Source organism: Enterobacter sp. RHBSTW-00994 (genome assembly GCF_013782625.1).
Classification (GTDB): Bacteria; Pseudomonadota; Gammaproteobacteria; order Enterobacterales; family Enterobacteriaceae; genus Enterobacter.
Genome location: NZ_CP056199.1, coordinates 1,334,865 through 1,357,470, shown reverse-complemented (window position 1 = coordinate 1,357,470; position 22,606 = coordinate 1,334,865). Strand labels below are relative to the sequence as shown.

The 22,606-nt window shown below is 53.5% G+C and carries 20 protein-coding genes; 10 read left to right on the top strand and 10 right to left on the bottom strand.

The genetic code is table 11. The annotated features are described in order from the left end of the window. Positions 1-4: 4 nt before the first annotated feature. The 3 genes from sdhA to sdhC are packed head-to-tail and all read right to left on the bottom strand — an operon-like array spanning position 5 to position 2,516. Positions 5-1,771 (bottom strand): succinate dehydrogenase flavoprotein subunit, encoded by a 1,767-nt coding sequence (gene sdhA, locus HV346_RS06375; protein ID WP_181622701.1) that lies wholly within the window; start codon positions 1,769-1,771, stop codon positions 5-7. Beyond that, positions 1,771-2,118, bottom strand: coding sequence for a succinate dehydrogenase membrane anchor subunit (sdhD, locus tag HV346_RS06370; RefSeq protein ID WP_181622700.1), 348 nt, complete (start codon positions 2,116-2,118; stop codon positions 1,771-1,773). Before sdhD ends, sdhA begins: the two co-directional genes overlap by 1 nt. Then, positions 2,112-2,516, bottom strand: a complete 405-nt coding sequence (sdhC, locus tag HV346_RS06365; protein ID WP_020684965.1) for a succinate dehydrogenase cytochrome b556 subunit — start codon at positions 2,514-2,516, stop codon at positions 2,112-2,114. The genes sdhD and sdhC overlap by 7 nt, the downstream gene beginning before the upstream one ends. Before the next feature lie 647 nt (positions 2,517-3,163). Here sdhC and HV346_RS06360 point away from each other — a divergent pair. After that, positions 3,164-4,447, top strand: coding sequence for a citrate synthase (locus HV346_RS06360; protein ID WP_181622699.1), 1,284 nt, complete (start codon positions 3,164-3,166; stop codon positions 4,445-4,447). A 117-nt stretch (positions 4,448-4,564) separates the two neighbouring features. Here HV346_RS06360 and nei read toward each other — a convergent pair whose 3' ends face one another. From nei to HV346_RS06325, 7 genes are all read right to left on the bottom strand, one after another. After that, entirely contained in the window at positions 4,565-5,356 is a 792-nt protein-coding gene (gene nei, locus HV346_RS06355; protein WP_181622698.1) for an endonuclease VIII, read from the bottom strand. Between the two features lie 23 nt (positions 5,357-5,379). Next, the gene (gene pxpA / locus HV346_RS06350) at positions 5,380-6,117 is read right to left on the bottom strand and encodes a 5-oxoprolinase subunit PxpA (RefSeq protein ID WP_181622697.1); all 738 of its coding nucleotides are present in this window, start codon (positions 6,115-6,117) and stop codon (positions 5,380-5,382) included. Beyond that, on the bottom strand, positions 6,104-7,036 hold the full coding sequence (gene pxpC / locus HV346_RS06345) for a 5-oxoprolinase subunit PxpC (protein WP_181622696.1): 933 nt from the start codon (positions 7,034-7,036) through the stop codon (positions 6,104-6,106). The genes pxpA and pxpC overlap by 14 nt, the downstream gene beginning before the upstream one ends. Further along, on the bottom strand, positions 7,030-7,686 hold the full coding sequence (gene pxpB / locus HV346_RS06340; RefSeq protein WP_181622695.1) for a 5-oxoprolinase subunit PxpB: 657 nt from the start codon (positions 7,684-7,686) through the stop codon (positions 7,030-7,032). The genes pxpC and pxpB overlap by 7 nt, the downstream gene beginning before the upstream one ends. Positions 7,687-7,700: 14 nt before the next feature. After that, the gene (locus HV346_RS06335) at positions 7,701-8,444 is read right to left on the bottom strand and encodes a type 2 GTP cyclohydrolase I (protein ID WP_181623706.1); all 744 of its coding nucleotides are present in this window, start codon (positions 8,442-8,444) and stop codon (positions 7,701-7,703) included. Positions 8,445-8,454: 10 nt separating this feature from the next. Further along, positions 8,455-9,867 (bottom strand): deoxyribodipyrimidine photo-lyase, encoded by a 1,413-nt coding sequence (gene phrB / locus HV346_RS06330; protein ID WP_181622694.1) that lies wholly within the window; start codon positions 9,865-9,867, stop codon positions 8,455-8,457. 257 nt (positions 9,868-10,124) lie between these two features. Beyond that, positions 10,125-10,331: a YbfA family protein gene (locus HV346_RS06325; protein WP_181622693.1), complete on the bottom strand. Its 207-nt coding sequence runs from the start codon at positions 10,329-10,331 to the stop codon at positions 10,125-10,127. 308 nt (positions 10,332-10,639) lie between these two features. Here HV346_RS06325 and kdpF point away from each other — a divergent pair, with 308 nt between their 5' ends. The 9 genes from kdpF to potE all read left to right on the top strand — a co-directional run bounded on the left by kdpF (position 10,640) and on the right by potE (position 22,570). Then, positions 10,640-10,729 carry a K(+)-transporting ATPase subunit F gene (gene kdpF, locus HV346_RS06320; protein WP_014069365.1) on the top strand — a complete coding sequence of 30 codons (90 nt, stop codon included), beginning with the start codon at positions 10,640-10,642 and terminating at the stop codon, positions 10,727-10,729. Then, entirely contained in the window at positions 10,729-12,408 is a 1,680-nt protein-coding gene (kdpA, locus tag HV346_RS06315; protein ID WP_181622692.1) for a potassium-transporting ATPase subunit KdpA, read from the top strand. The genes kdpF and kdpA overlap by 1 nt, the downstream gene beginning before the upstream one ends. An 18-nt stretch (positions 12,409-12,426) precedes the next feature. Further along, positions 12,427-14,475: a potassium-transporting ATPase subunit KdpB gene (gene kdpB / locus HV346_RS06310; RefSeq protein ID WP_181622691.1), complete on the top strand. Its 2,049-nt coding sequence runs from the start codon at positions 12,427-12,429 to the stop codon at positions 14,473-14,475. 12 nt (positions 14,476-14,487) lie between these two features. Continuing rightward, on the top strand, positions 14,488-15,063 hold the full coding sequence (gene kdpC, locus HV346_RS06305; protein WP_181622690.1) for a potassium-transporting ATPase subunit KdpC: 576 nt from the start codon (positions 14,488-14,490) through the stop codon (positions 15,061-15,063). Further along, complete coding sequence (gene kdpD, locus HV346_RS06300; RefSeq protein ID WP_181622689.1) at positions 15,064-17,751, top strand: two-component system sensor histidine kinase KdpD; 2,688 nt, start codon at positions 15,064-15,066, stop codon at positions 17,749-17,751. Next, on the top strand, positions 17,748-18,425 hold the full coding sequence (gene kdpE, locus HV346_RS06295; protein ID WP_181622688.1) for a two-component system response regulator KdpE: 678 nt from the start codon (positions 17,748-17,750) through the stop codon (positions 18,423-18,425). The genes kdpD and kdpE overlap by 4 nt, the downstream gene beginning before the upstream one ends. 276 nt (positions 18,426-18,701) lie before the next feature. Beyond that, complete coding sequence (gene speFL, locus HV346_RS06290; protein WP_003858645.1) at positions 18,702-18,806, top strand: leader peptide SpeFL; 105 nt, start codon at positions 18,702-18,704, stop codon at positions 18,804-18,806. Positions 18,807-19,061: 255 nt separating this feature from the next. Further along, positions 19,062-21,260 (top strand): ornithine decarboxylase SpeF, encoded by a 2,199-nt coding sequence (speF, locus tag HV346_RS06285; protein ID WP_181622687.1) that lies wholly within the window; start codon positions 19,062-19,064, stop codon positions 21,258-21,260. Beyond that, on the top strand, positions 21,257-22,570 hold the full coding sequence (gene potE, locus HV346_RS06280) for a putrescine-ornithine antiporter (RefSeq protein WP_181622686.1): 1,314 nt from the start codon (positions 21,257-21,259) through the stop codon (positions 22,568-22,570). The genes speF and potE overlap by 4 nt, the downstream gene beginning before the upstream one ends. Positions 22,571-22,606 lie beyond the last annotated feature (36 nt).

Here is a 22,606-nt window from a genome sequence, read left to right as displayed (position 1 = left end):
CGCATTAATAAGTACGAATCTTCGGCGGGAACGCCGGACGCAGTTTCGGTTCCATATTGACGCTGCGACGCGTCATGGATTCCGACTCTGGCAGATACAGGGAATGGCACAGCCAGTTTTCGTCATCACGATCCGGGAAGTCAAAGCGGCTGTGTGCGCCACGACTTTCGGTACGGAAGTTTGCAGAAACTGCTGTTGCATAGGCAGTTTCCATCAGGTTATCCAGCTCCAGGCACTCAACGCGCTGAGTGTTGAACTCGCTGGAGGTATCATCCAAACGAGCGTTTTTCAGGCGTTCACGGATCGCTTTCAGTTGCTCAAGGCCTTTTGCCATCGCATCACCTTCACGGAATACCGAGAAGTTGTGCTGCATGCATTCCTGGAGTGCTTTGCGGATTTCCACAGGATCTTCGCCGTTACGGTTGCCGTTCCAGCGGTTAAGGCGTTCGAGAGAAGCATCAATTTCTGCCTCAGTTGCATCACGCAGTACGCCCTGCTCGGCAATCGACTCTTGCAGATGCAAGCCCACTGCGCGGCCAAACACCACCAGGTCGAGCAGAGAGTTACCGCCAAGACGGTTTGCACCGTGTACGGAGACACACGCGATTTCCCCCACCGCAAACAAACCAGGAATGACCACATCTTCACCCTGCTCATTCACGGTCAATGCCTGACCAGTCACTTTGGTCGGAATACCGCCCATCATATAGTGACAAGTTGGGATAACCGGAATTGGTTCTTTAACCGGGTCAACGTGCGCGAAGGTACGAGACAGCTCCAGAATACCCGGCAGGCGAGACTCCAGAACCTCTTTACCCAGATGATCAAGTTTCAGTTTAGCGTGCGGGCCCCACGGGCCATCACAACCGCGGCCTTCACGGATTTCGATCATGATGGAACGCGCCACCACGTCACGACCCGCCAGGTCTTTCGCATTCGGGGCATAACGCTCCATGAAGCGTTCACCGTGTTTGTTCAGCAGGTAGCCACCTTCACCACGACAGCCTTCTGTCACCAGAACACCCGCGCCGGCAATTCCGGTTGGGTGGAACTGCCACATCTCCATATCCTGCACCGGAACGCCAGCACGAATAGCCATGCCAACGCCATCACCCGTGTTGATGTGGGCGTTAGTGGTGGACTGATAAATACGGCCTGCACCACCGGTTGCCAGCACAGTTGCGCGGGCTTTGAAGTAAACCACTTCACCGGTTTCGATACACAGCGCAGTACACCCGACAACAGCACCATCGGCGTTTTTGACCAGATCCAGCGCGTACCACTCAGAGAAGATAGTGGTGTGGTTTTTCAGGTTCTGCTGGTACAGAGTGTGCAGCAGCGCGTGGCCGGTACGGTCAGCCGCTGCCGCAGTACGTGCCGCCTGCTCGCCGCCAAAGTTTTTTGACTGCCCGCCAAACGGACGCTGATAAATAGTGCCGTCATCAAGACGGGAGAACGGCAGCCCCATGTGGTCAAGCTCAAGAATCGCTTCCGGGCCTGTTTTACACATATATTCAATGGCGTCCTGGTCACCGATATAGTCGGAACCTTTTACCGTGTCATACATATGCCATTCCCAGTTATCGTCATGAGTATTACCGAGCGCAACAGTGATACCACCCTGTGCTGATACGGTATGGGAACGGGTTGGGAATACTTTAGAGAGCAGCGCACAGGTTTGGCCGCTCTGGGAAATTTGCAGCGCTGCGCGCATACCTGCGCCACCAGCACCAATCACAACAGCATCAAATTCTCTGACTGGCAGTTTCATCACACACCCCACACCACAACGAATCCATAAATAACGTAAACCACCAGGGCAACCACAATAACCAGTTGCAGTGGCAAACGAATTGCCAGTGGCTTAACGTAATCGGTCAACACCTGCCACATGCCAATCCAGGCATGAATAAGGATGGAGAACAGCGCCAGCAGGGTGAACACTTTGGTGAAGGCCGATCCGAAGAAACCACTCCAGATTTCCCACGTCAGGTCGCCGCTGGTCGCGAAGAAGCCGATCATGTAGATGATGTAAAGTGTGAGGACGATGGCGGTAGCGCGGACCAGAATGAAGTCATGTACGCCGTTGCGTCCTAATGCGGAGGCGTTGCTTACCATACGAGAACTCCTGCGAGAAGTGAAAGCACGACAGTGATCACAAATGAAATATTCGCTGAGCGTTTCCCTGCTTCGAAAGTCTCTTCCAGGTAACCAAAGTCCATCAGCATATGGCGAACACCTACCACAACGTGGTACGCCAGCGCAGTCAGAATGCCCCACATGATGAATTTCACGAAGAAGCTATTCATGATGGCAGAGGCCTGGAGGAATCCTTCAGGAGAAGAGAGGCTAGTCCCCAGCAACCACAGCAGAATGCCCACCGCCACAAATGTAATCACACCGGATACACGGTGGAGAATGGACGCTATTGCTGTTACAGGGAACCGGATCGTTTTGAGATCCAGATTGACAGGTCTTTGTTTTTTCACATTTCTTATCATGAATAACGCCCACATGCTGTTCTTATTATTCCATCCTCCGGGCTGCGATGCGGGTCAGACAGCGTTCCTTTTCTATAACTGCGCGTCATGCAAAACATTGCTTCCAAATGCTAAAACGACACGTTACAACGCTGGTTGGCTCGGGATTGCAGGGTGTTCCGGAGACCTGGCGGCAGTATAGGATGTTCACAAAATCATTACAATTAACCTACATACAGTTTGTCGGGTTTTATGCGGAACAGTGATCAGAGTCACGATAACAACATCTTTTTAAATTTTAATCATCTGATTTGACAAATGTTAAACAATATTGTTACAAACATCAGCAGAAAAGGCATATAATGCGCAAAAGTTATGAGGTCTCTCTTTCACCTGACAATTAGTTATGTAACAGTGTGATGGTATTGACCGAAGTTATCAGGACAGTTATTAGTGATATACAGGTTTGAATAATTCGGACTGCGAAGACACTGATTTGCTGTTGTTTCTCTGATTTTTCATCCGTTTACCTGCAAGGCGCCATAGCTCTGTACCCTGGTTTCTCCTCGTGAGCTGAGCGGTAAGCCAAATAACAAACTGGTAACGGTGATTAACAGCTGAATGCAAATCCAAACACTGGTGTTTTAGCAGTCTTAAGCAATAAGGCGCTAAGGAGACCGTAAATGGCTGATACAAAGGCAAAGATCACCTTAAATGGTGACACTGCTGTTGAACTGGATGTGCTAAAAGGCACGCTCGGTCAAGATGTTATTGATATCCGTACGCTGGGTTCAAAAGGTGTATTTACCTTTGACCCAGGTTTCACCTCCACCGCATCTTGCGAATCCAAAATCACCTTCATTGACGGTGACGAAGGCATCCTGCTGCACCGCGGTTTCCCCATCGATCAGTTAGCCACTGAATCCAACTATCTGGAAGTGTGCTACATCCTGCTGAACGGTGAAAAACCGACGCAGGAACAATACGATGAGTTCAGAACGACCGTCACGCGCCACACTATGATTCATGAGCAGATTACCCGTCTGTTCCATGCATTCCGTCGTGACTCACATCCGATGGCCGTGATGTGTGGAATTACCGGTGCGCTGGCAGCGTTTTATCACGATTCTCTGGACGTGAATAACCAACGTCATCGTGATATCGCAGCATTCCGTCTGCTCTCCAAAATGCCAACCATGGCAGCGATGTGTTACAAGTACTCTATCGGCCAACCATTTGTTTACCCGCGCAATGACCTTTCCTACGCTGGAAACTTCCTGCGTATGATGTTCTCCACGCCGTGTGAAGAGTACGTCGTCAACCCTGTTCTGGAACGTGCAATGGACCGTATTCTGATCCTGCACGCCGACCATGAGCAAAACGCCTCGACCTCCACTGTCCGTACCGCAGGCTCCTCAGGCGCAAACCCGTTCGCCTGTATCGCCGCGGGTATCGCCTCCCTGTGGGGGCCAGCACACGGTGGCGCGAACGAAGCGGCACTGAAGATGCTGGAAGAGATCAGCTCCGTTGAGCACATTCCGGAATTCGTGCGTCGCGCGAAAGACAAGAATGACTCCTTCCGTCTGATGGGCTTTGGTCACCGTGTTTACAAAAACTATGACCCACGCGCCACTGTAATGCGTGAAACCTGCCACGAAGTACTGAAAGAGCTGGGCACAAAAGATGATCTGCTGGAAGTGGCGATGGAGCTGGAACATATCGCGCTGAACGACCCGTACTTCATCGAGAAGAAACTCTACCCGAACGTCGATTTCTACTCTGGCATTATTCTGAAAGCGATGGGCATTCCGTCATCCATGTTCACCGTCATCTTCGCGATGGCCCGAACTGTAGGCTGGATTGCGCACTGGAACGAAATGCACACCGACGGCATGAAAATCGCGCGTCCTCGTCAGCTGTATACCGGCTACGAACAGCGTGATTTCAAGTCTGATATCAAGCGCTAAAAGATGTTGGGTGTGGCCTGATGCCTCGCCCGCTCCTCTCCCGTGAGAGAGGGTGAAAACATTACAAACGGTAACCCTCGGGTTACCGTTTTGCTTTTACCTCGCCACCCGACTTTTTTATGTCTGACAATGTGGACACCAGTAAAATGGTCTTGATGAGAGCATTGTCTTTTCAATCATCCCGCCGCATCGCTCACACGCGTCGCCATCGCGATGAAACACCTTGAACCGGAACAATGCACCATGATGTTTATTGTCATCCACCACGCCTCGCGTGTTGTAGGACAAGCGCGGGATCGCCAGCAGTGCGCGAGACAGGGCATCAAGCTGGCCATCGCTAAGCTCAGAGGCTTTATGCTGCGCCGCCAGCCCCACTTCCCAGAGGATCTCCACGCGCAGATAGTTTCCCAGTCCGGCCAAAAATGCCTGATCGAGCAACAGACCCGAAAACTGTCTATTACGAAATTTTCGGGATAATAATCTGGCTTTAACATCACTCGCCGTCAGGCGCAAATCCAGTACATCCGGGCCCACTCGCTGAAGAAATGGGTGAGTAAGCAGTTGCTCCGGCGTTAACATCTCAATATCCGATGCACTGTAGAGCAGAATAGCTTTATCAGCCGTTTGCAACCTGACCCGCAATACCCGTGTAGTTTGTAAATGCTCACCTGCATTAACAACTCGCCAGACACCATAAAGCTGGTTATGGCTATATAACGTGAGGTTATGGGAAAAATGCGTGAGCAGCGCCTTGCCCCGCGTTTCAATATGAGTCACCGTCTGTCCGACTAATTCCGGTTCAAACGGTTTCAACTGAGGAAAAGCAAACCAGACATCCGTCAGTGGCTTACCTTTTATCGCCGCCTCCAGGCTATCCGCAGCACGGCGGATCTCCGGACCTTCTGGCATCTCATTATCCTTTTTCGTTACTTTCAGGCGCTGATGAGAATGTGGTGTGCAGTGAATGCATCCCGCAATCGACGTGCAAACAGCAGCGCATGCTCACCATCACCGTGCAAACACACCGTTTCAGCCTGTACCTTTGCCTGGCCACCGTCAACGGTATTGACCCGGCCATCACGCACCATGACCAGCGTCTGCGCCAGTGCCTGCTGTTCATCCGTAATCAATGCCCCCGGTTGCGTGCGGGGGACCAGACTACCGTCACGCAGATACCCCCTGTCGGCAAACACTTCTTGTCGGGTGGCTAATCCCAGACGCTGCCCCGCCCGGATAAGCTCACTTCCAGCCAGGCCAACCAGAATAAGGTGCGGATTGCAGTCCCGTACCGCACGGGCGATGGCGTCGGCCAGTTCAGGCTCCTTCGCCGCCTGGTTATAGAGCATGCCGTGAGGTTTCACATGACGCATCACGCCCTGCTGCGAATGGACAATCGCCGCCAGTGCGCCAATCTGATACAGCGTCTGGGCATAAACGGTCTCCGGAGGTAAATTCATTGCGGTTCGCCCAACGTTTTCCCTGTCCGGGAACCCCGGGTGCGCACCAATCGCCACCCCATTCCTGAGGGCCTCACGCACGCTCACCAGCATGGTTTGCGCATCGCCTGCATGAAAACCGCAGGCAATATTGACCGATGAGACCAGCGTCATCAGTTCAGCATCGACGTTTCCGCCCTCGCCGAGATCGGCATTTAAGTCAATCTTTACCATCGAGTCGCCATGCCAGTTGTTCCAGGTAGCGCTGCTGGTCCTGCCGCGCTTTTAGCGCCTCTTCCAGCGAACACTGCACAAAGTGAATCGGTTGTCCCAAGGGAATTTGCGCCAGATGGTAACGATCCGCTTCAATAATGCAGGCAATACGCGGATAGCCACCGGTCGTCTGGGCATCATTCATCAGCACGATAGGTTGCCCGTTGTGTGGAACCTGCACCACGCCCGGCAACAAGCCGTGCGATACCAGTTCTCTGTCGGTTGTTCGCACCAGAGGTTGTCCCTGCAACCGATAGCCCATGCGGTTACTTTGCGGGCTGATGTGCCACGGAGAACGCCAGAAACTCTCCTGGGAAACCTCGTCGAATTCCTGATATTCAGGCCCCGGTAAAGCGCGGATACGGTTTCCCCAGAGCAGTTGCTTCACACCCTGAGTGGTCGAAAAATGGCGTGAAGAGGGATGAACGGCAAGACAGTCGCCGTCACGCAACAACCGTCCCTCGTGCCCGCCAATCCCTGCTTTCGTGTCGGTGCTGGACGATCCCATAACGTCAGGGACATCAATTCCTCCGGCGACAGCCAGGTAGCTACGAACGCCATGTCGTGGCCGTTTAAGGCTTAACTGTTGACCGGCTTTCGCGCGCAAACGCCAGCCCGTCCAGACCGCTTTTCCATCCAGCGTGGCTTCACAGCCTGCTCCGGTCAGAGCAAACCAGGTCTCCTGGCTGAACTCGATAATACATTGTCCGAGTGTGATCTCCAGAGCGGCTGAATTTGCAGGATTCCCCACCAGCACATTCGCAATCTCAAGCGCAGGTCGATCAAGTGCACCGCAGTAACTCACCCCGGCCTGGCGCAAGCCAAACCGCCCGGCATCCTGGACGGAGGTATATAAACCTGCACGGATAAGCTTCAACATACCCCCTCCTTTTGCGGGATAAAGCGCAAAGTATCGCCCGGTTGAAGCAGAATGGGCGAGTCGCGTCCGGGTTCAAACAGCGGGACGGAGGTGTGTCCGATAAGCTGCCAGCCCCCCGGAGAGGCAAGTGGATAGATGCCGGTTTGCCCCCCCCCAATAGCGACAGTGCCCGCCGGGACGCTCACGCGAGGTTCAGCCCGACGTGGCGTATGCAGCTCTGGCGACAGGCCCCCAAGATAGGGAAAACCTGGCTGGAACCCCACAAACCAGACAACGTAATCCACCGAAGCATGACGCTCCACAACCTGCTTTTCCGTTAAACCACAGTGTTGCGCCACAACGGATAAATCAGGCCCCCCCCTACCGCCATAGACAACCGGAATATCAATTGCCCGGGAATCTGGCTCCAGGGCTTCACTCTCCTCCCACCAGCGTTGTAAACGCTCGATAGCATCCAGCGCCAGCGAATGTGGATTGCGAAGCACCACCGTGATGTTATTCATGCCCGGAATGGCTTCCACCACTTCCGGGATATCTGCCAGTCGCTGGGTCAGCCGCCAGATACGCTTTTGCGTCGCCAACGTAACCGGAGGTTCAAGTTCAAGAACCACCGCTGTTTCACCGAGTAGATAACAACGCGCTCGCTGCACTTAAGCACCTCTCATCAGGCAGGGTTGGGAATATCAACAAAGGTGACATCCAGATCGGTATTCTCTGTCAGCCACTCGCTCAAGGCGCGAATACCGCCGCGCTCTGTCGCGTGGTGACCTGCGGCATAAAAATGAAGCCCCTGTTCACGGGCAGAGTGAATGGTTTGCTCAGACACTTCACCTGTAATAAACGCATCAACGCCAAAACGGGCCGCACTATCAATAAAGCCTTGTCCACCGCCGGTACACCAGGCGATACGTTTTACGGTATCCGGCCCGGTATCACCGCTCCACAGAGGGCGACGCCCCAGACGCGCTTCGATCCAGGACGCCAGCTCCAGTCCCGGTACAGGCATGGACAACTCACCCCACGGCACAAGCGGTTCAATTTCACCCATCACCGTTATGCCCAGCAACGCCGCCAGTTGCACGTTATTGCCCAACTCCGGGTGCGCATCCAGTGGCAAATGCCAGCCATACAGGTTGATGTCATTTGCCAGCAGTGTTTTCAGACGGTTGCGCTTCATGCCACGGATAATCGGCGACTCATTTTTCCAGAAATAACCGTGGTGAACGATAACCGCATCCGCCTGCTGGCGAACGGCTTCATCCAGCAACGCCTGGCTTGCCGTCACACCAGTCACAATTTTCTGCACCGTTTCACGCCCTTCGACCTGCAAACCATTCGGCCCGTAATCGCTGAAGGAGGCGCTGTTGAGTTTTTCGTTAATCAGGCTTTCCAGTTCACTGTTTTTCATCATCAGTCTCTTAAGCTTTGCGGGCGACTTCATACGCCGCCAGCGTGGCGACTCGCGCCTGTTTATGGTCAACGATGGGACGAGGATAATCGAGCGTTATGCCTTGTTTATCCGCCCACACCCAGGGTTCATGAATCGCCTTTGCGGGAACATCAGACAACGCTGGCAGCCAGCGACGAATAAATTCACCATCGGCGTCAAACCGCTGTCCCTGAGTCGTTGGGTTAAAAATGCGAAAATAAGGCGCGGCATCGGTTCCGGTTGAGGCCGCCCATTGCCAGCCGCCGTTATTCGCGGCGAAGTCACCATCGATCAACTGAGACATAAAATAGCGCTCACCCGCACGCCAGTCGATAAGCAGATCTTTCACCAGAAAACTGGCCGTAATCATTCGCAGGCGGTTGTGCATCCATCCGGTTTCATTGAGCTGACGCATGGCTGCATCGACAATGGGATATCCCGTCAATCCGTTTTGCCAGGCCTGTAATTTCTCGTCATTCGGCTGCCATTTTACGTTTTCAGTCCAGCGAATGAAGGGACGATGTTTACATAGATCAGGATGATAGGTCATCAGATGACGGTAGAACTCCCGCCAGATAAGCTCATTCAACCACACCGATCCAGGCCCGCCGTCCAGTGCCTGGGGTTGTTCCGCCAGAAGTCGATGCAAACACTGGCGCGGAGAGAGTGCGCCCAGCGCTAAACAGGCTGACAGGCGGCTGGTTCCTTCAACTGAGGGCAGGTCCCTGCGCGTACCGTATTCCGCCGCGCCCTGTTTGCAAAAATGGCGCAATTGCGCAATGGCTGCCTTCTCATTCGCAGGAAACAGCGCGTCGTCAAACGCCTTTTGAGGATAGTTAAACGCCAGATCAGGTAAATCCGTTAACACCTCTCCCCGGACGGCAGGCGCGGTTACACATTCCGGCAACGCCTCTTTCAGGCGCTTGATAAAGGCATTCTTGAACGGCGTAAAGACTTTATACATCTCATGGTTGCCAGTCATCACGCTACCTGGCGGCAGTATAACGCTGTCATCAAATCCCTGACACACAACATCTTTTACGAGGCTTTCAAGCTGGCGATCCCGCTGCTGCTCATTAAATTCGTACTGGTAATTGTAGAAAAGATGGGTGACATCGTGCTGCTGACAAATTTCCCGCACCGTCTGGAGCTGTGCAGAAAAGTCCACCACCTCTTTACAAATCAGTGGGATGCCTTTTTCCGCGAGCGAATGTTGCAAACCATTCAGATGCGACGCTAAACAGGCAGCTTGCCGCGGCGCCATGTTGTGTTGTTGCCACTGTCCAGGTGTGGCGATAAACAGGGCCAGCACGCTGGCATGTTGAGAGCGGCAGGCAGCCGCCAGCGCGATGTTGTCATGTACGCGCATATCCGCGCGAAACCAAACCAGATGGGTGGGCATAAAACTCCAGGCAAATATCCATTATGTCCGTAAGGCCATGCGACCAAAGAGAAAAGGAGGCACGCATTGAACTACTTTGCCATGAAGTGTAGACGCGATGAAATAAAAAAGGCCGCCGGGAGCGGCCTTAACGGTGAGAAGTCGATGGATACAACCCCGGGAGGATGCATGAAAGCCTGCCCAACGGTTCACTGTTCCCGGAAACAAAAAACCGCCACATTGCTGTAGGCGGTTTCTTATTGCTGTGCGTCGTCGTCTCAGTAGAAATCGCAGGTCGCTTTTTCAGCCTGATCCATCCATACCGGTTTCTCGCTGGTTTTCGCCCAGACGCGGTGCAGATAGCTATAAAAACGTGCACGATCTTTCCAGAAAAGCATCACCGGCAGGGCCAGCACACCAGCCACCACGGCGAAAGTACGACGCATAAAAATGATATGAGCCGGATACTCTTTATAAAGATCCATATTTTCTCCCCTATAGTTGGCCGGAAACGTCATCCGGAAAATTCAAATTCTGTGACCTGGCTAAAATAATATCGCTTTGTTTGTAATTTTACTACTCATCCGACCACTTATTTTCATCCATTTAGTGAATATTTACATTCACCCTGTAATTAAGTTACACAAAAGTTAACAGAATACTTATCAATAGTTAAATTGTGGCTTTTGCCATTTTTATACTTTTTTTACACCCCTCCTCCTGATTTTTGCGAAATCTTTGCGCCATAAATCCTACCGTTAGCACAAATACAAACGTCACCTGGAGGTGGATTGTGAGTGCAGGTCTGATTGCCGGCATCGTGCTGGTTTTCCTGTTATTGGGTTATCTGGTCTACGCCCTGATCAATGCGGAGGCATTCTGATGGCAGCTCAGGCGTTTTTACTGATTGCCAGTTTTTTGCTGGTCCTTTTTGCGCTCGCCAGACCACTCGGAACCGTGCTGGCGCGGATGATCAACAACGTGGCATTACCGGTCGCAGGAACGATAGAAAAAGGGGTATGGCGCATACTGGGGGTCAACGAGCAGGAGATGAACTGGCGACAGTATCTGCTCGCCATCCTGCTGTTAAACATCGTGGGTTTGTTCGCGCTGTTTGCCATGTTGATGTTACAAGGCATTCTGCCTCTGAATCCGCAACAGTTACCGGGTTTATCCTGGCATCTGGCGCTGAACACAGCGGTCAGTTTTGTCAGTAACACCAACTGGCAATCGTATGCCGGTGAAACCACGCTGAGCTATTTCAGCCAGATGGCAGGCCTTACCGTGCAGAACTTCCTTTCTGCGGCCACCGGGATTGCAGTAATTTTTGCGCTGACACGCGCCTTTGCCCGCCAGAATATCAGCACACTCGGTAACGCCTGGGTCGACCTGACACGCATTACCTTGTGGGTTCTGCTCCCTCTTTCACTCATCATTGCGGTGTTCTTTATCCAGCAAGGCACACTACAAAACGTCCTCCCTTACATGCCATACACCTCGCTCGAAGGGGCAAAACAGCTCCTGCCAATGGGTCCGGTGGCGTCACAGGAAGCGATCAAGATGCTGGGGACAAACGGTGGCGGGTTCTTCAACGCCAACTCTTCCCACCCCTTTGAAAACCCCACGGCGCTGACCAACGTTGTGCAGATGCTGGCGATCTTCCTGATCCCTGCCGCATTGTGCTTCGCCTTTGGTGATGTTGTTAACGATCGTCGCCAGGGACGCACTCTTCTCTGGGCAATGACCCTCATTTTCATTGTGTGTGCCGCACTGGTGATGTGGGCGGAATGGCACGGTAATCCGCATTTCATGCAGTTGGGTGCAGACAGCAACATCAACATGGAAGGGAAAGAGAGCCGTTTCGGCATTCTGACCAGCAGCCTTTATGCCGTGGTCACCACGGCGGCGTCTTGTGGCGCAGTTAACGCGATGCACGATTCCTTTACCGCGCTGGGCGGGATGATCCCGTTGTGGCTGATGCAAATTGGCGAAGTGGTGTTTGGCGGTGTGGGTTCAGGGCTATACGGCATGCTGCTGTTTGTTCTGCTGGCGGTCTTTATCGCCGGGCTGATGATTGGCCGTACGCCGGAGTATCTGGGCAAGAAAATTGACGTCCGCGAAATGAAATTAACCGCACTGGCGATTCTGGTTACGCCTGCGTTGGTTCTGCTGGGCACTGCACTGGCGCTGATGACCGATGCCGGACGCAGCGGCATCTTCAATCCGGGGATCCATGGTTTCAGCGAAGTGCTGTACGCCGTCTCTTCTGCGGCGAACAACAACGGCAGTGCTTTTGCCGGCTTAAGTGCGAACTCACCGTTCTGGAACTGCCTGCTGGCATTTTGCATGTTCGTGGGGCGTTTTGGGGTCATTGTGCCGGTCATGGCTATCGCAGGCTCGCTGGTGAATAAAAAAATACAACCCGCCACAACCGGAACCTTACCCACCCACGGCGCACTGTTTATTGGCCTGCTGATTGGCACAGTACTGCTGGTCGGTGCGTTGACCTTTATCCCCGCCCTCGCATTAGGCCCGGTCGCGGAATATCTCTCTTTACGCTGATTTTGCGGAGACATTGTCATGAGTCGTAAACAACTGGCCCTGTTCGAACCGTCGTTAGTTCGTCAGGCGCTAATGGATGCGGTGAAAAAATTAAGCCCGCGTGTGCAGTGGCACAACCCGGTGATGTTTATCGTCTGGATAGGTAGCCTGCTCACCACGGCGCTGGCGATTGCGATGGGAACAGGCCATCTTGCAGGCAATACGCTGTTTACCGGAGCAATCAGCCTGTGGCTATGGTTTACCGTTCTGTTCGCAAACTTCGCCGAAGCGCTGGCCGAAGGCCGCAGCAAGGCACAGGCTAATAGCCTGAAAGGCGTTAAAAAGACCGCGTTTGCGCGCAAATTACGTGAGCCCAAATATGGCGCTCAAATGGACCACGTTCCGTCAGATGAACTGCGTAAAGGTGATGTTGTATTGGTCGAGGCCGGTGACATTATTCCTTGCGACGGTGAAGTCATTGAAGGGGGTGCATCGGTAGACGAAAGCGCCATCACCGGGGAGTCCGCGCCGGTGATCCGCGAGTCTGGTGGTGATTTTGCCTCCGTGACAGGCGGGACGCGTATTCTCTCTGACTGGCTGGTGATCCAGTGCAGTGTGAACCCTGGCGAAACGTTCCTCGACCGCATGATCGCCATGGTCGAAGGGGCTCAGCGTCGTAAAACGCCGAACGAAATTGCGCTGACGATTTTGCTGGTCGCCCTGACCATCGTCTTCCTGCTGGCAACCGCCACTCTGTGGCCTTTCTCGGCGTATGGCGGTACAGCGGTAAGCATCACTGTTCTGGTCGCTCTGCTGGTTTGCCTGATCCCAACCACTATCGGGGGTCTGCTCTCAGCGATTGGCGTTGCCGGAATGAGCCGCATGTTGGGTGCAAACGTAATCGCCACCAGCGGACGAGCCGTCGAAGCGGCTGGTGACGTGGACGTACTGCTGCTGGATAAAACCGGGACCATCACACTCGGTAACCGCCAGGCATCGGATTTCTTACCCGCGCCAGGCATCGATGAAAAAACGCTGGCTGACGCCGCGCAGCTCTCGTCTCTGGCGGATGAAACACCAGAAGGCCGTAGCATTGTGATTCTGGCAAAACAGCGCTTCAACCTGCGCCAGCGTGACGTACAGAGTCTTCATGCCACCTTTGTTCCGTTCACGGCACAAACTCGCATGAGCGGCATTAATATTCAGGATCGGATGATCCGCAAAGGCTCCGTTGATGCCATCCGCCGTCATATTGAAGCCAATGAGGGTCACTTCCCGCCAGAAGTAGACAAACTGGTCGAGAATGTCGCTCGCCAGGGCGCAACTCCACTGGTCGTGGCAGAAGGGGCTAAAGTACTGGGGGTTATTGCCCTGAAAGACATCGTCAAAGGCGGGATCAAAGAGCGTTTTGCCCAGCTACGCAAAATGGGGATCAAAACGGTGATGATCACCGGAGACAACCGCCTGACGGCAGCTGCGATTGCCGCTGAAGCCGGTGTGGATGATTTCCTGTCAGAAGCCACGCCGGAGGCCAAACTGGCGCTTATTCGTCAGTATCAGGCTGAGGGCCGTCTGGTGGCGATGACTGGCGACGGTACAAACGACGCCCCGGCTTTGGCACAAGCAGACGTTGCGGTGGCCATGAACTCCGGTACGCAGGCGGCAAAAGAGGCGGGGAACATGGTCGATCTCGACTCCAACCCAACCAAGCTGATCGAAGTGGTCCATATCGGTAAACAGATGCTGATGACGCGTGGTTCACTCACCACCTTCAGCATTGCCAACGACGTGGCGAAATATTTCGCCATTATTCCGGCAGCCTTTGCCGCGACCTATCCGCAGCTGAATGCGTTGAACGTTATGCACCTGCACTCCCCTGCCTCTGCCATTCTCAGTGCAGTGATTTTTAACGCCCTGATCATTGTGTTTCTGATCCCGCTGGCACTGAAAGGGGTGAGTTACAAACCGCTGACCGCTGCCGCCATGTTGCGTCGCAATCTGTGGATTTATGGGCTGGGCGGGCTATTGGTTCCCTTTATCGGGATCAAGGTTATCGACCTGCTGCTCACACTGTTTGGGCTGGTTTAAAAGGTGAATCAAATGACTATGTTACGCCCCGCTATACTTCTGTTTATTCTGCTGTCCCTGATCACCGGCGGGCTTTATCCACTGGTGACCACTGCTCTTGGGCAATGGTGGTTTACGGACCAGGCCAACGGTTCGCTTATTATTCAGGAGGGAGAAAACCGGGGCTCGCGCCTGATTGGTCAGAACTTTACGGATGCCCGTTACTTCCAGGGACGTCCTTCCGCCACTGCGGAAAGCCCGTATAATCCGATGGCGTCCGGTGGCAGTAACCTGGCAGGCAGCAACCCGGATCTGGATAAAGCGGTAACGGAACGCATCACCGCCTTGCGCGCTGCAAACCCTCAGGCCAGCCGTGACGTGCCCGTTGAACTGGTCACAACTTCCGCCAGCGGGCTGGATTATAGCCTGACGCCGGAGTCCGTTGCCTGGCAAATTCCGCGTGTGGCCGCAGCACGCCAGTTAAGCACCGAACAGGTCAGTAAACTGGTGGCTGAACACACGCAAAAACCACTGGTCAGCTTCCTTGGCATGCCGGTCGTGAACATTGTTGAGCTTAATCTGGCGCTGGATGCGCTAAGGAAAAACTAAATGACTGACGAGCCCATGCGCCCGGACCCGGACAGGTTGCTCGAACAAACTGCCGAGGCCCACCGCGGCAAACTGAAAATTTTCTTCGGCGCCTGTGCAGGCGTCGGGAAAACCTTCGCCATGCTGACGGAAGCACAGCGCTTACGGGCGCAGGGGCTCGATATTCTTATCGGCGTCGTGGAAACTCACGGTCGCAAAGAGACGGCAGCATTGTTGACCGGGCTGGCAACCCAGCCTCCCCGGCGTATCAGCCACCGTGGAAGGCTCGTGACCGAATTCGATCTCGATGCCGCCCTCGCCCGCCGCCCTGCCCTTATCCTGATGGACGAACTGGCGCACAGTAACGCGCCGGGTTCACGCCATCCAAAGCGCTGGCAGGATGTTGAAGAGCTTCTTGAAGCCGGAATCGACGTCTTTACCACCGTCAACGTTCAACATCTGGAAAGCCTGAACGATGTGGTCAGCGGCGTGACCGGCATCCAGGTACGGGAAACGGTTCCCGATCCATTTTTCGATTCCGCCGATGAAGTGGTGCTGGTCGACCTGCCGCCGGACGATCTGCGCCAGCGTCTGCACGAAGGGAAAGTCTATATTTCTGGTCAGGCGGAGCGCGCCATCGAGCATTTCTTCCGCAAAGGCAATTTGATTGCCCTGCGAGAACTGGCGCTGCGCCGGACCGCTGATCGAGTTGACGACCAGATGCGCGCCTGGCGCGATCTGCAAGGGCAAGAGCGAGTCTGGCATACGCGGGATGCCATCCTGCTGTGCATTGGTCACGGCAGTGGCAATGAGAAGCTGATCCGCACCGCCGCGCGACTCGCGGCAAAATTTGGTAGCGTCTGGCACGCGGTCTATGTCGAAACACCCCAGCTGCACGCCCTGCCTGAAAATCAGCGTCGTGCGATCCTCGGCTCACTGCGGCTGGCACAGGAGCTGGGCGCAGAAACGGCCACCCTTTCCGATCCGGCAGAAGATAAAGCCATCCTGCGCTACGCGCGTGAACACAATCTGGGCAAGATTGTCATTGGCAGACGCCACCACCGCCGCTGGTTTAGCCGGGAATCTTTTGCCGATAAGCTGGCCCGGCGTGCGCCTGACCTGGATCTGGTGATCGTTGCACTGGACGACAAACCTACGCCCCTGCCCAGCCGCCAGCCAGATGCCCGCACGTTTAGCGAGAAATGGCGAATTCAGCTCCGTGGCTGCCTGGTCGCCGTCATACTTTGCGCGCTGATCACCGTGATCGCCAGCCAGTGGCTGATTGCTTTCGATGCTGCCAACCTGGTGATGATCTACCTGCTGGGCGTTGTGGTCGTGGCGCTGTTTTACGGGCGCTGGCCTTCTGTCCTGGCCACCGTCATTAACGTGGTCAGCTTCGATCTCTTTTTTATCGCCCCACGCGGTACGCTTGCCGTTTCCGACGTGCAGTACATTCTCACTTTCGGCGTGATGCTCACCGTCGGATTGGTGATTGGGAACCTGACGGCAGGGGTCCGTTACCAGGCGCGTATTGCCCGCTACCGTGAGCAGCGTACGCGGCATTTATACGAAATGTCCAAATCGCTGGCTGTTGGTCGTACCCCGCTGGATATTGTCCAGACCAGCGAACAATTTATCCGCTCCACGTTCCACGCCAGCAACCTGATTTTACTGCCTGATGAACACGGGAAGCTGCGCCCGCTAACGTCCGCCTCCGGCATGACGCCCTGGGATGAAGCCATCGCGCGCTGGAGTTTCGACAAGAGTTTACCTGCCGGCGCCGGGACGGACACGCTCCCGGGCGTGCCTTATCAAATTCTGCCTCTGCGCAGTGCGGATAAAAATCAGGGACTGGTGATTGTTGAGCCGGCCAACCTTCGTCAACTGATGATCCCTGAGCAGCAACGCCTGCTGGAGACATTCACTTTGCTGGTGGCAAATGCCCTTGAACGACTTGCGCTCACCGCCAGCGAAGAGCAGGCTCGGCTGGCCAGCGAGCGGGAGAGTATTCGTAACTCCCTGTTGGCCGCACTGTCTCACGATTTGCGTACCCCGCTTACGGTGCTGTTTGGTCAGTCTGAGATCCTGACGCTGGATCTTGCCGCCGAAGGTTCACGCCACGCTCTTCAGGCCAGCGAAATCCGCCAGCATGTACTGAACACCACCAGGCTTGTGAATAATCTTCTGGATATGGCGCGCATTCAGTCAGGAGGTTTTAACCTGAAAAAAGAGTGGCTTACCCTTGAAGAAGTGGTGGGCAGTGCCTTAAAGATGCTGGAGCCGGGTCTGGGTGACCGTCACATTGATTTGAGCATGCCGGAACCCCTCACCCTGATTCATGTCGATGGACCACTGTTTGAACGCGTCCTGATCAATCTGCTGGAAAATGCCGCCAAATATGCAGGCGCAAAAGCGCAAATTGGGATTAACGCCACGGTGGAAGAACAGGCTCTGCACCTGGATGTCTGGGATACGGGGCCAGGTATACCCGGAGGACAGGAACAGGCCATCTTCGAAAAGTTCGCCCGGGGTAATAAAGAGTCGGCTATACCCGGTGTTGGGCTTGGTCTGGCGATTTGTCAGGCCATTATCGACGTGCATGGCGGGACGATCTCCGCCGAGAACCGCCCGGAAGGGGGAGCACGTTTTTGTGTTACACTTCCACTGGATACCCCGCCAGAACTTGATGAATTACCAGAGGATTTGTGATTAGCGTACTGATTGTTGAAGATGAACTCGCCATTAGTCGCTTTCTGCGCGCTGCGCTGGAAAGCGATGGTTTGCGTGTTCATGATGCCGCTACGCTGCAACGTGGTCTGATCGAAGCGGCTACGCGCAAGCCGGACCTGGTGATCCTCGATCTGGGACTACCCGATGGCGATGGCATCGATTTTATTCGTGAAGTGCGCCAGTGGAGCCAGATGCCCATCCTGGTTTTGTCTGCACGTACTGAAGAGACAGACAAAATCGCCGCGCTGGATGCAGGTGCTGATGACTACCTGATTAAACCTTTTGGCATCGGAGAGTTACAGGCGCGTCTGCGCGTGGCACTTCGTCGTCACAGTACAGCCACACCCTCTGATCCGGTGTATACCTTCTCCAACATCCAGGTTGACCTTGCCGCACGGCGTATTCTTCGCGGCGAAGAGGAGATCCATCTCACCCCGATTGAGTTTCGCCTTCTGGCTATCCTGCTTAACAACCACGGTAAAGTCCTCACGCAACGCCAGCTCTTAAACCAGGTCTGGGGACCCAATGCTGTTGAACATAGTCACTATTTACGCATTTATATGGGACACCTTCGCCAGAAACTTGAAGTCGATCCCGCACGCCCTCGCCATTTATTAACTGAAACCGGTATCGGTTATCGGTTTATGATCTGAATAACTATTCAATTTAATTCAAATAATAAACAAAAAACTCCCTTTTATATTTTTATAAATAAATAAAAGTGTATTTTTGTTTATTTAAATCATAATTAAACAACATTAAAACCATTCATTAACATAACACTCACAAAACAGCATGTTGATCTGAGATATTCATCAAAAACGAATATTTATTTCTGATTTGATCGATTAATGTTGATCACCTTCACAGTTTACAGCCTTTTCCTGGATAAAATGACCATGCTTTCAATTACTGAAAGGAAAATAAGCATGGAAAACAATAATCGTTTAATGCCCCATATAAGGCGGACAACTCATATCATGATGTTTGCCCACCGTAACTGCTTCGACTTTCATCTCTTCAATGCCCGGTAGTCCTTCGACTTCTGGTGCGCTTGCTTACAGGTTGCTTTAAAAAAGCTTACTTTACAGGTAACTACCTGTGAACCTGTGCATCTATTCCTCTTGATCCAGACACATCCGTAACCGGACGGACTGGATTTAATTCTGCAAAAAGCAATTAACTGATTATTTATCAGCGGCCAGACTTTGCTTTTTTTTCCGGAAAATATCGATTTCTTTATTGCAAGAAATCGAGGGACCCATATTGTCTAAAATAAAGAGATAAAGATGAAAACCTTAAAAATTGCAGCCAGCCGTGCATGCCCCGATTGCTTTACCACTCGCCGTGAGATGGTAGACGTAAGTTCCTCTGATTATATTGATGTCGCCGCCGTTGTTCTGGCCGTCAGTGATATTTTCAGCGGTGCGATAGAAGAAATAGAAGCAACGGGATTCGGTATTCCTGTATTTATTGCGACACATAAAGAAGAGATTGTTCCGGCAGAATATCTGTCGCGTATTCATGGCGTTTTTGAATGTTCTGACACCAGCAATGATTTCTACGGACGTCAACTGGAGGCCGCTGCGCAGAAGTACGAAACCCAGTTGCGTCCGCCGTTCTTCCGCGCACTGGTCGATTACGTTAAGCAAGGCAATAGCGCATTCGACTGCCCAGGGCATCAGGGGGGGCAGTTCTTCCGCCGCCACCCTGCCGGTAATCAGTTTGTCGATTTCTTTGGCGAGACATTGTTCCGCTCAGATCTGTGTAACGCCGATGTAGCAATGGGCGACCTGCTGATTCACGAAGGCGCACCATGTATTGCCCAGCAACACGCAGCAAAAGTCTTCAACGCAGATAAAACCTACTTCGTTCTGAATGGTACGTCCTCCTCAAACAAAGTGGTGCTTAATGCCCTGCTGACCCCCGGTGATTTGGTCCTGTTCGATCGTAACAACCACAAATCCAACCACCACGGCGCACTGTTACAAGCCGGCGCGACACCGGTCTACCTGGAAACTGCGCGTAACCCGTACGGCTTTATCGGCGGTATTGACGCACATTGCTTCGAGGAGAGTTATCTGCGCGAGCAGGTATCAGAAGTGGCTCCAGGCCGCGCTCGTGACGCACGTCCGTTCCGTCTGGCAGTGATCCAACTGGGCACATATGACGGTACAATTTATAACGCCCGCCAGGTCGTGGATAAAATCGGCCATCTGTGTGATTACATCCTGTTTGACTCTGCATGGGTGGGTTACGAGCAGTTTATTCCGATGATGGCTGACTGTTCGCCACTGCTGCTGGAACTGAACGAGAATGACCCCGGTATTCTGGTCACTCAATCCGTACATAAACAGCAGGCAGGGTTCTCACAAACCTCGCAGATCCACAAAAAAGACCGCCACATTAAAGGCCAGCAGCGTTATGTCCCGCATAAACGTCTTAACAACGCCTTTATGATGCATGCCTCCACCAGCCCGTTTTATCCGCTGTTTGCCGCGCTTGATATTAACGCCCGTATGCATGAGGGACAAAGCGGCCGCAACATGTGGATGGACTGCGTAGTGAACGGCATCGAAGCGCGCAAACTGATTCTGCAAAACTGTCAGTTTATTCGCCCGTTTGTTCCTGAAACTGTGGATGAGCGCCCGTGGGAAAGCTGGGATACCGCAGATATTGCTTCTGACCTGCGCTTTTTCCACTTTGTGCCAGGTGAACGCTGGCACGCCTTCGACGGTTACGCTGAGCATCAGTATTTTATCGACCCGTGCAAATTGCTGCTGACCACACCAGGCATCAATGCCCGTACGGGTGAGTACGAGGATTTCGGCGTTCCCGCCACCATTCTCGCTAACTTCCTGCGAGAAAATGGCATTGTTCCGGAAAAATGCGATCTCAACTCGATCCTGTTCCTGCTAACCCCGGCAGAAGACATGGGCAAACTGCAGCAACTTGTCGCCCAGTTAGTACGCTTTGAAAAACTGCTCCAGACCGATGCTCCACTCAAAGAGGTACTGCCGTCTATTTGTAAACAGCATCCGGAACGCTATGCAGACTACACCCTGCGTCAGATATGCCAGGAAATGCACAACCTCTATGCCCGCCATAACGTGAAACAGCTGCAAAAAGAGATGTTCCGTAAATCACATTTCCCGCGCGTGATGATGAACCCACAGGAGGCGAACTATGCCTATCTGCGTGGTGAGGTAGAACTGGTTTCTCTGCGTGATGCGGAAGGCCGTATCGCAGCCGAAGGCGCTCTCCCTTACCCACCGGGCGTGCTGTGCGTTGTCCCAGGTGAAATCTGGGGGGGGTCCGTACTGCGTTATTTCACTGCACTTGAAGAGGGGATCAATCTTCTGCCCGGCTTCGCACCTGAGTTGCAGGGCGTGTATGTCGAAGAGTGCGACGGACGGAAACAGGTTCGCTGTTACGTCATCAAACAACCTGCCGCTCAGCTATCGCTGCTGAAAGGAGAAAAAATATGAGTAAGTCCAACAAAATGGGCGTCGTGCAGCTCACGATCCTCACCATGGTAAACATGATGGGATCAGGCATAATCATGCTGCCGACCAAGCTCGCGGAAGTGGGTACGATCTCTATTATCTCCTGGTTAGTGACTGCCGTAGGTTCGATGGCGCTCGCATGGGCCTTTGCCAAATGTGGCATGTTCAGCCGGAAGTCTGGTGGGATGGGCGGTTATGCGGAGTACGCATTCGGTAAGTCAGGCAACTTTATGGCCAACTATACCTATGGCGTCTCCCTCCTGATTGCCAACGTAGCCATTGCCATTTCAGCCGTCGGCTACGGTACGGAGCTGTTTGGTGCGACGCTAAGCCCGGTGCAGATTGGGCTGGCGACCATCGGCGTGCTGTGGATCTGCACCGTTGCAAACTTCGGTGGTGCGCGGATAACCGGACAGCTCAGCAGCATCACCGTCTGGGGGGTAATCATCCCGGTTGTGGGGCTGTGTATCATCGGCTGGTTCTGGTTTAGCCCAACGCTGTACGCAAACTCCTGGAACCCACATCATGTGCCGTTCTTTACTGCTGTCGGCTCTTCCATCGCCATGACGCTGTGGGCCTTCCTCGGTCTGGAATCTGCCTGTGCGAATGCTGAAGTGGTAGAAAATCCGGAAAAAAACGTCCCGATTGCGGTACTGGGCGGGACCCTGGGCGCAGCGGTGATCTATATCGTTTCGACCAACGTGATTGCCGGGATTGTACCAAACGCGGATTTAGCCAACTCTACCGCACCGTTTGGCGTGGCCTTCGCACAGATGTTTACTCCGGAAGTTGGGAAAGTGATCATGGGTCTGATGGTAATGTCATGCTGCGGTTCACTTCTCGGCTGGCAATTCACCATCGCCCAGGTGTTTAAATCATCGGCTGACGAAGGTTACTTCCCGAAAATTTTCTCCCGCGTCACCAAATCCGACGCTCCGGTGCAGGGCATGCTGGCGATTGTCATTTTCCAGAGTGGTCTGTCCTTGATGACCATAAGCCCGTCACTCAATAGCCAGTTCAACGTACTGGTGAATCTGGCGGTAGTGACCAACATCATTCCGTATATTCTGTCGATGGCGGCACTGGTGATCATTCAGAAAGTGGCGAAAGTCGAACCAGGCAAAGCAAGAGCCGCAAACGCCGTGGCGCTGATTGGGGCCATCTACAGCTTCTATGCGCTTTACTCTTCCGGCCAGGAAGCGATGCTCTATGGAGCCATGGTGACCTTTATGGGCTGGACGCTCTACGGTCTGGTATCTCCGAGGTTTGAGCTGAAAAATAAACACGGTTAAATCGGGACACAAAAAAGCCCGGTGGCGCTAACGCTT

What these genes read in the sequence shown, in the direction of transcription:
- sdhA (WP_181622701.1), bottom strand. Translation starts at nt 1,771, where the DNA reads ATGAAACTGCCAGTCAGAGAATTTGATGCTGTTGTGATTGGTGCTGGT.
- sdhD (WP_181622700.1), bottom strand. Translation starts at nt 2,118, where the DNA reads ATGGTAAGCAACGCCTCCGCATTAGGACGCAACGGCGTACATGACTTC.
- sdhC (WP_020684965.1), bottom strand. Translation starts at nt 2,516, where the DNA reads ATGTGGGCGTTATTCATGATAAGAAATGTGAAAAAACAAAGACCTGTC.
- HV346_RS06360 (WP_181622699.1), top strand. Translation starts at nt 3,164, where the DNA reads ATGGCTGATACAAAGGCAAAGATCACCTTAAATGGTGACACTGCTGTT.
- nei (WP_181622698.1), bottom strand. Translation starts at nt 5,356, where the DNA reads ATGCCAGAAGGTCCGGAGATCCGCCGTGCTGCGGATAGCCTGGAGGCG.
- pxpA (WP_181622697.1), bottom strand. Translation starts at nt 6,117, where the DNA reads ATGGTAAAGATTGACTTAAATGCCGATCTCGGCGAGGGCGGAAACGTC.
- pxpC (WP_181622696.1), bottom strand. Translation starts at nt 7,036, where the DNA reads ATGTTGAAGCTTATCCGTGCAGGTTTATATACCTCCGTCCAGGATGCC.
- HV346_RS06335 (WP_181623706.1), bottom strand. Translation starts at nt 8,444, where the DNA reads ATGAAAAACAGTGAACTGGAAAGCCTGATTAACGAAAAACTCAACAGC.
- phrB (WP_181622694.1), bottom strand. Translation starts at nt 9,867, where the DNA reads ATGCCCACCCATCTGGTTTGGTTTCGCGCGGATATGCGCGTACATGAC.
- HV346_RS06325 (WP_181622693.1), bottom strand. Translation starts at nt 10,331, where the DNA reads ATGGATCTTTATAAAGAGTATCCGGCTCATATCATTTTTATGCGTCGT.
- kdpA (WP_181622692.1), top strand. Translation starts at nt 10,729, where the DNA reads ATGGCAGCTCAGGCGTTTTTACTGATTGCCAGTTTTTTGCTGGTCCTT.
- kdpB (WP_181622691.1), top strand. Translation starts at nt 12,427, where the DNA reads ATGAGTCGTAAACAACTGGCCCTGTTCGAACCGTCGTTAGTTCGTCAG.
- kdpC (WP_181622690.1), top strand. Translation starts at nt 14,488, where the DNA reads ATGACTATGTTACGCCCCGCTATACTTCTGTTTATTCTGCTGTCCCTG.
- kdpD (WP_181622689.1), top strand. Translation starts at nt 15,064, where the DNA reads ATGACTGACGAGCCCATGCGCCCGGACCCGGACAGGTTGCTCGAACAA.
- speFL (WP_003858645.1), top strand. Translation starts at nt 18,702, where the DNA reads ATGGAAAACAATAATCGTTTAATGCCCCATATAAGGCGGACAACTCAT.
- speF (WP_181622687.1), top strand. Translation starts at nt 19,062, where the DNA reads ATGAAAACCTTAAAAATTGCAGCCAGCCGTGCATGCCCCGATTGCTTT.
- potE (WP_181622686.1), top strand. Translation starts at nt 21,257, where the DNA reads ATGAGTAAGTCCAACAAAATGGGCGTCGTGCAGCTCACGATCCTCACC.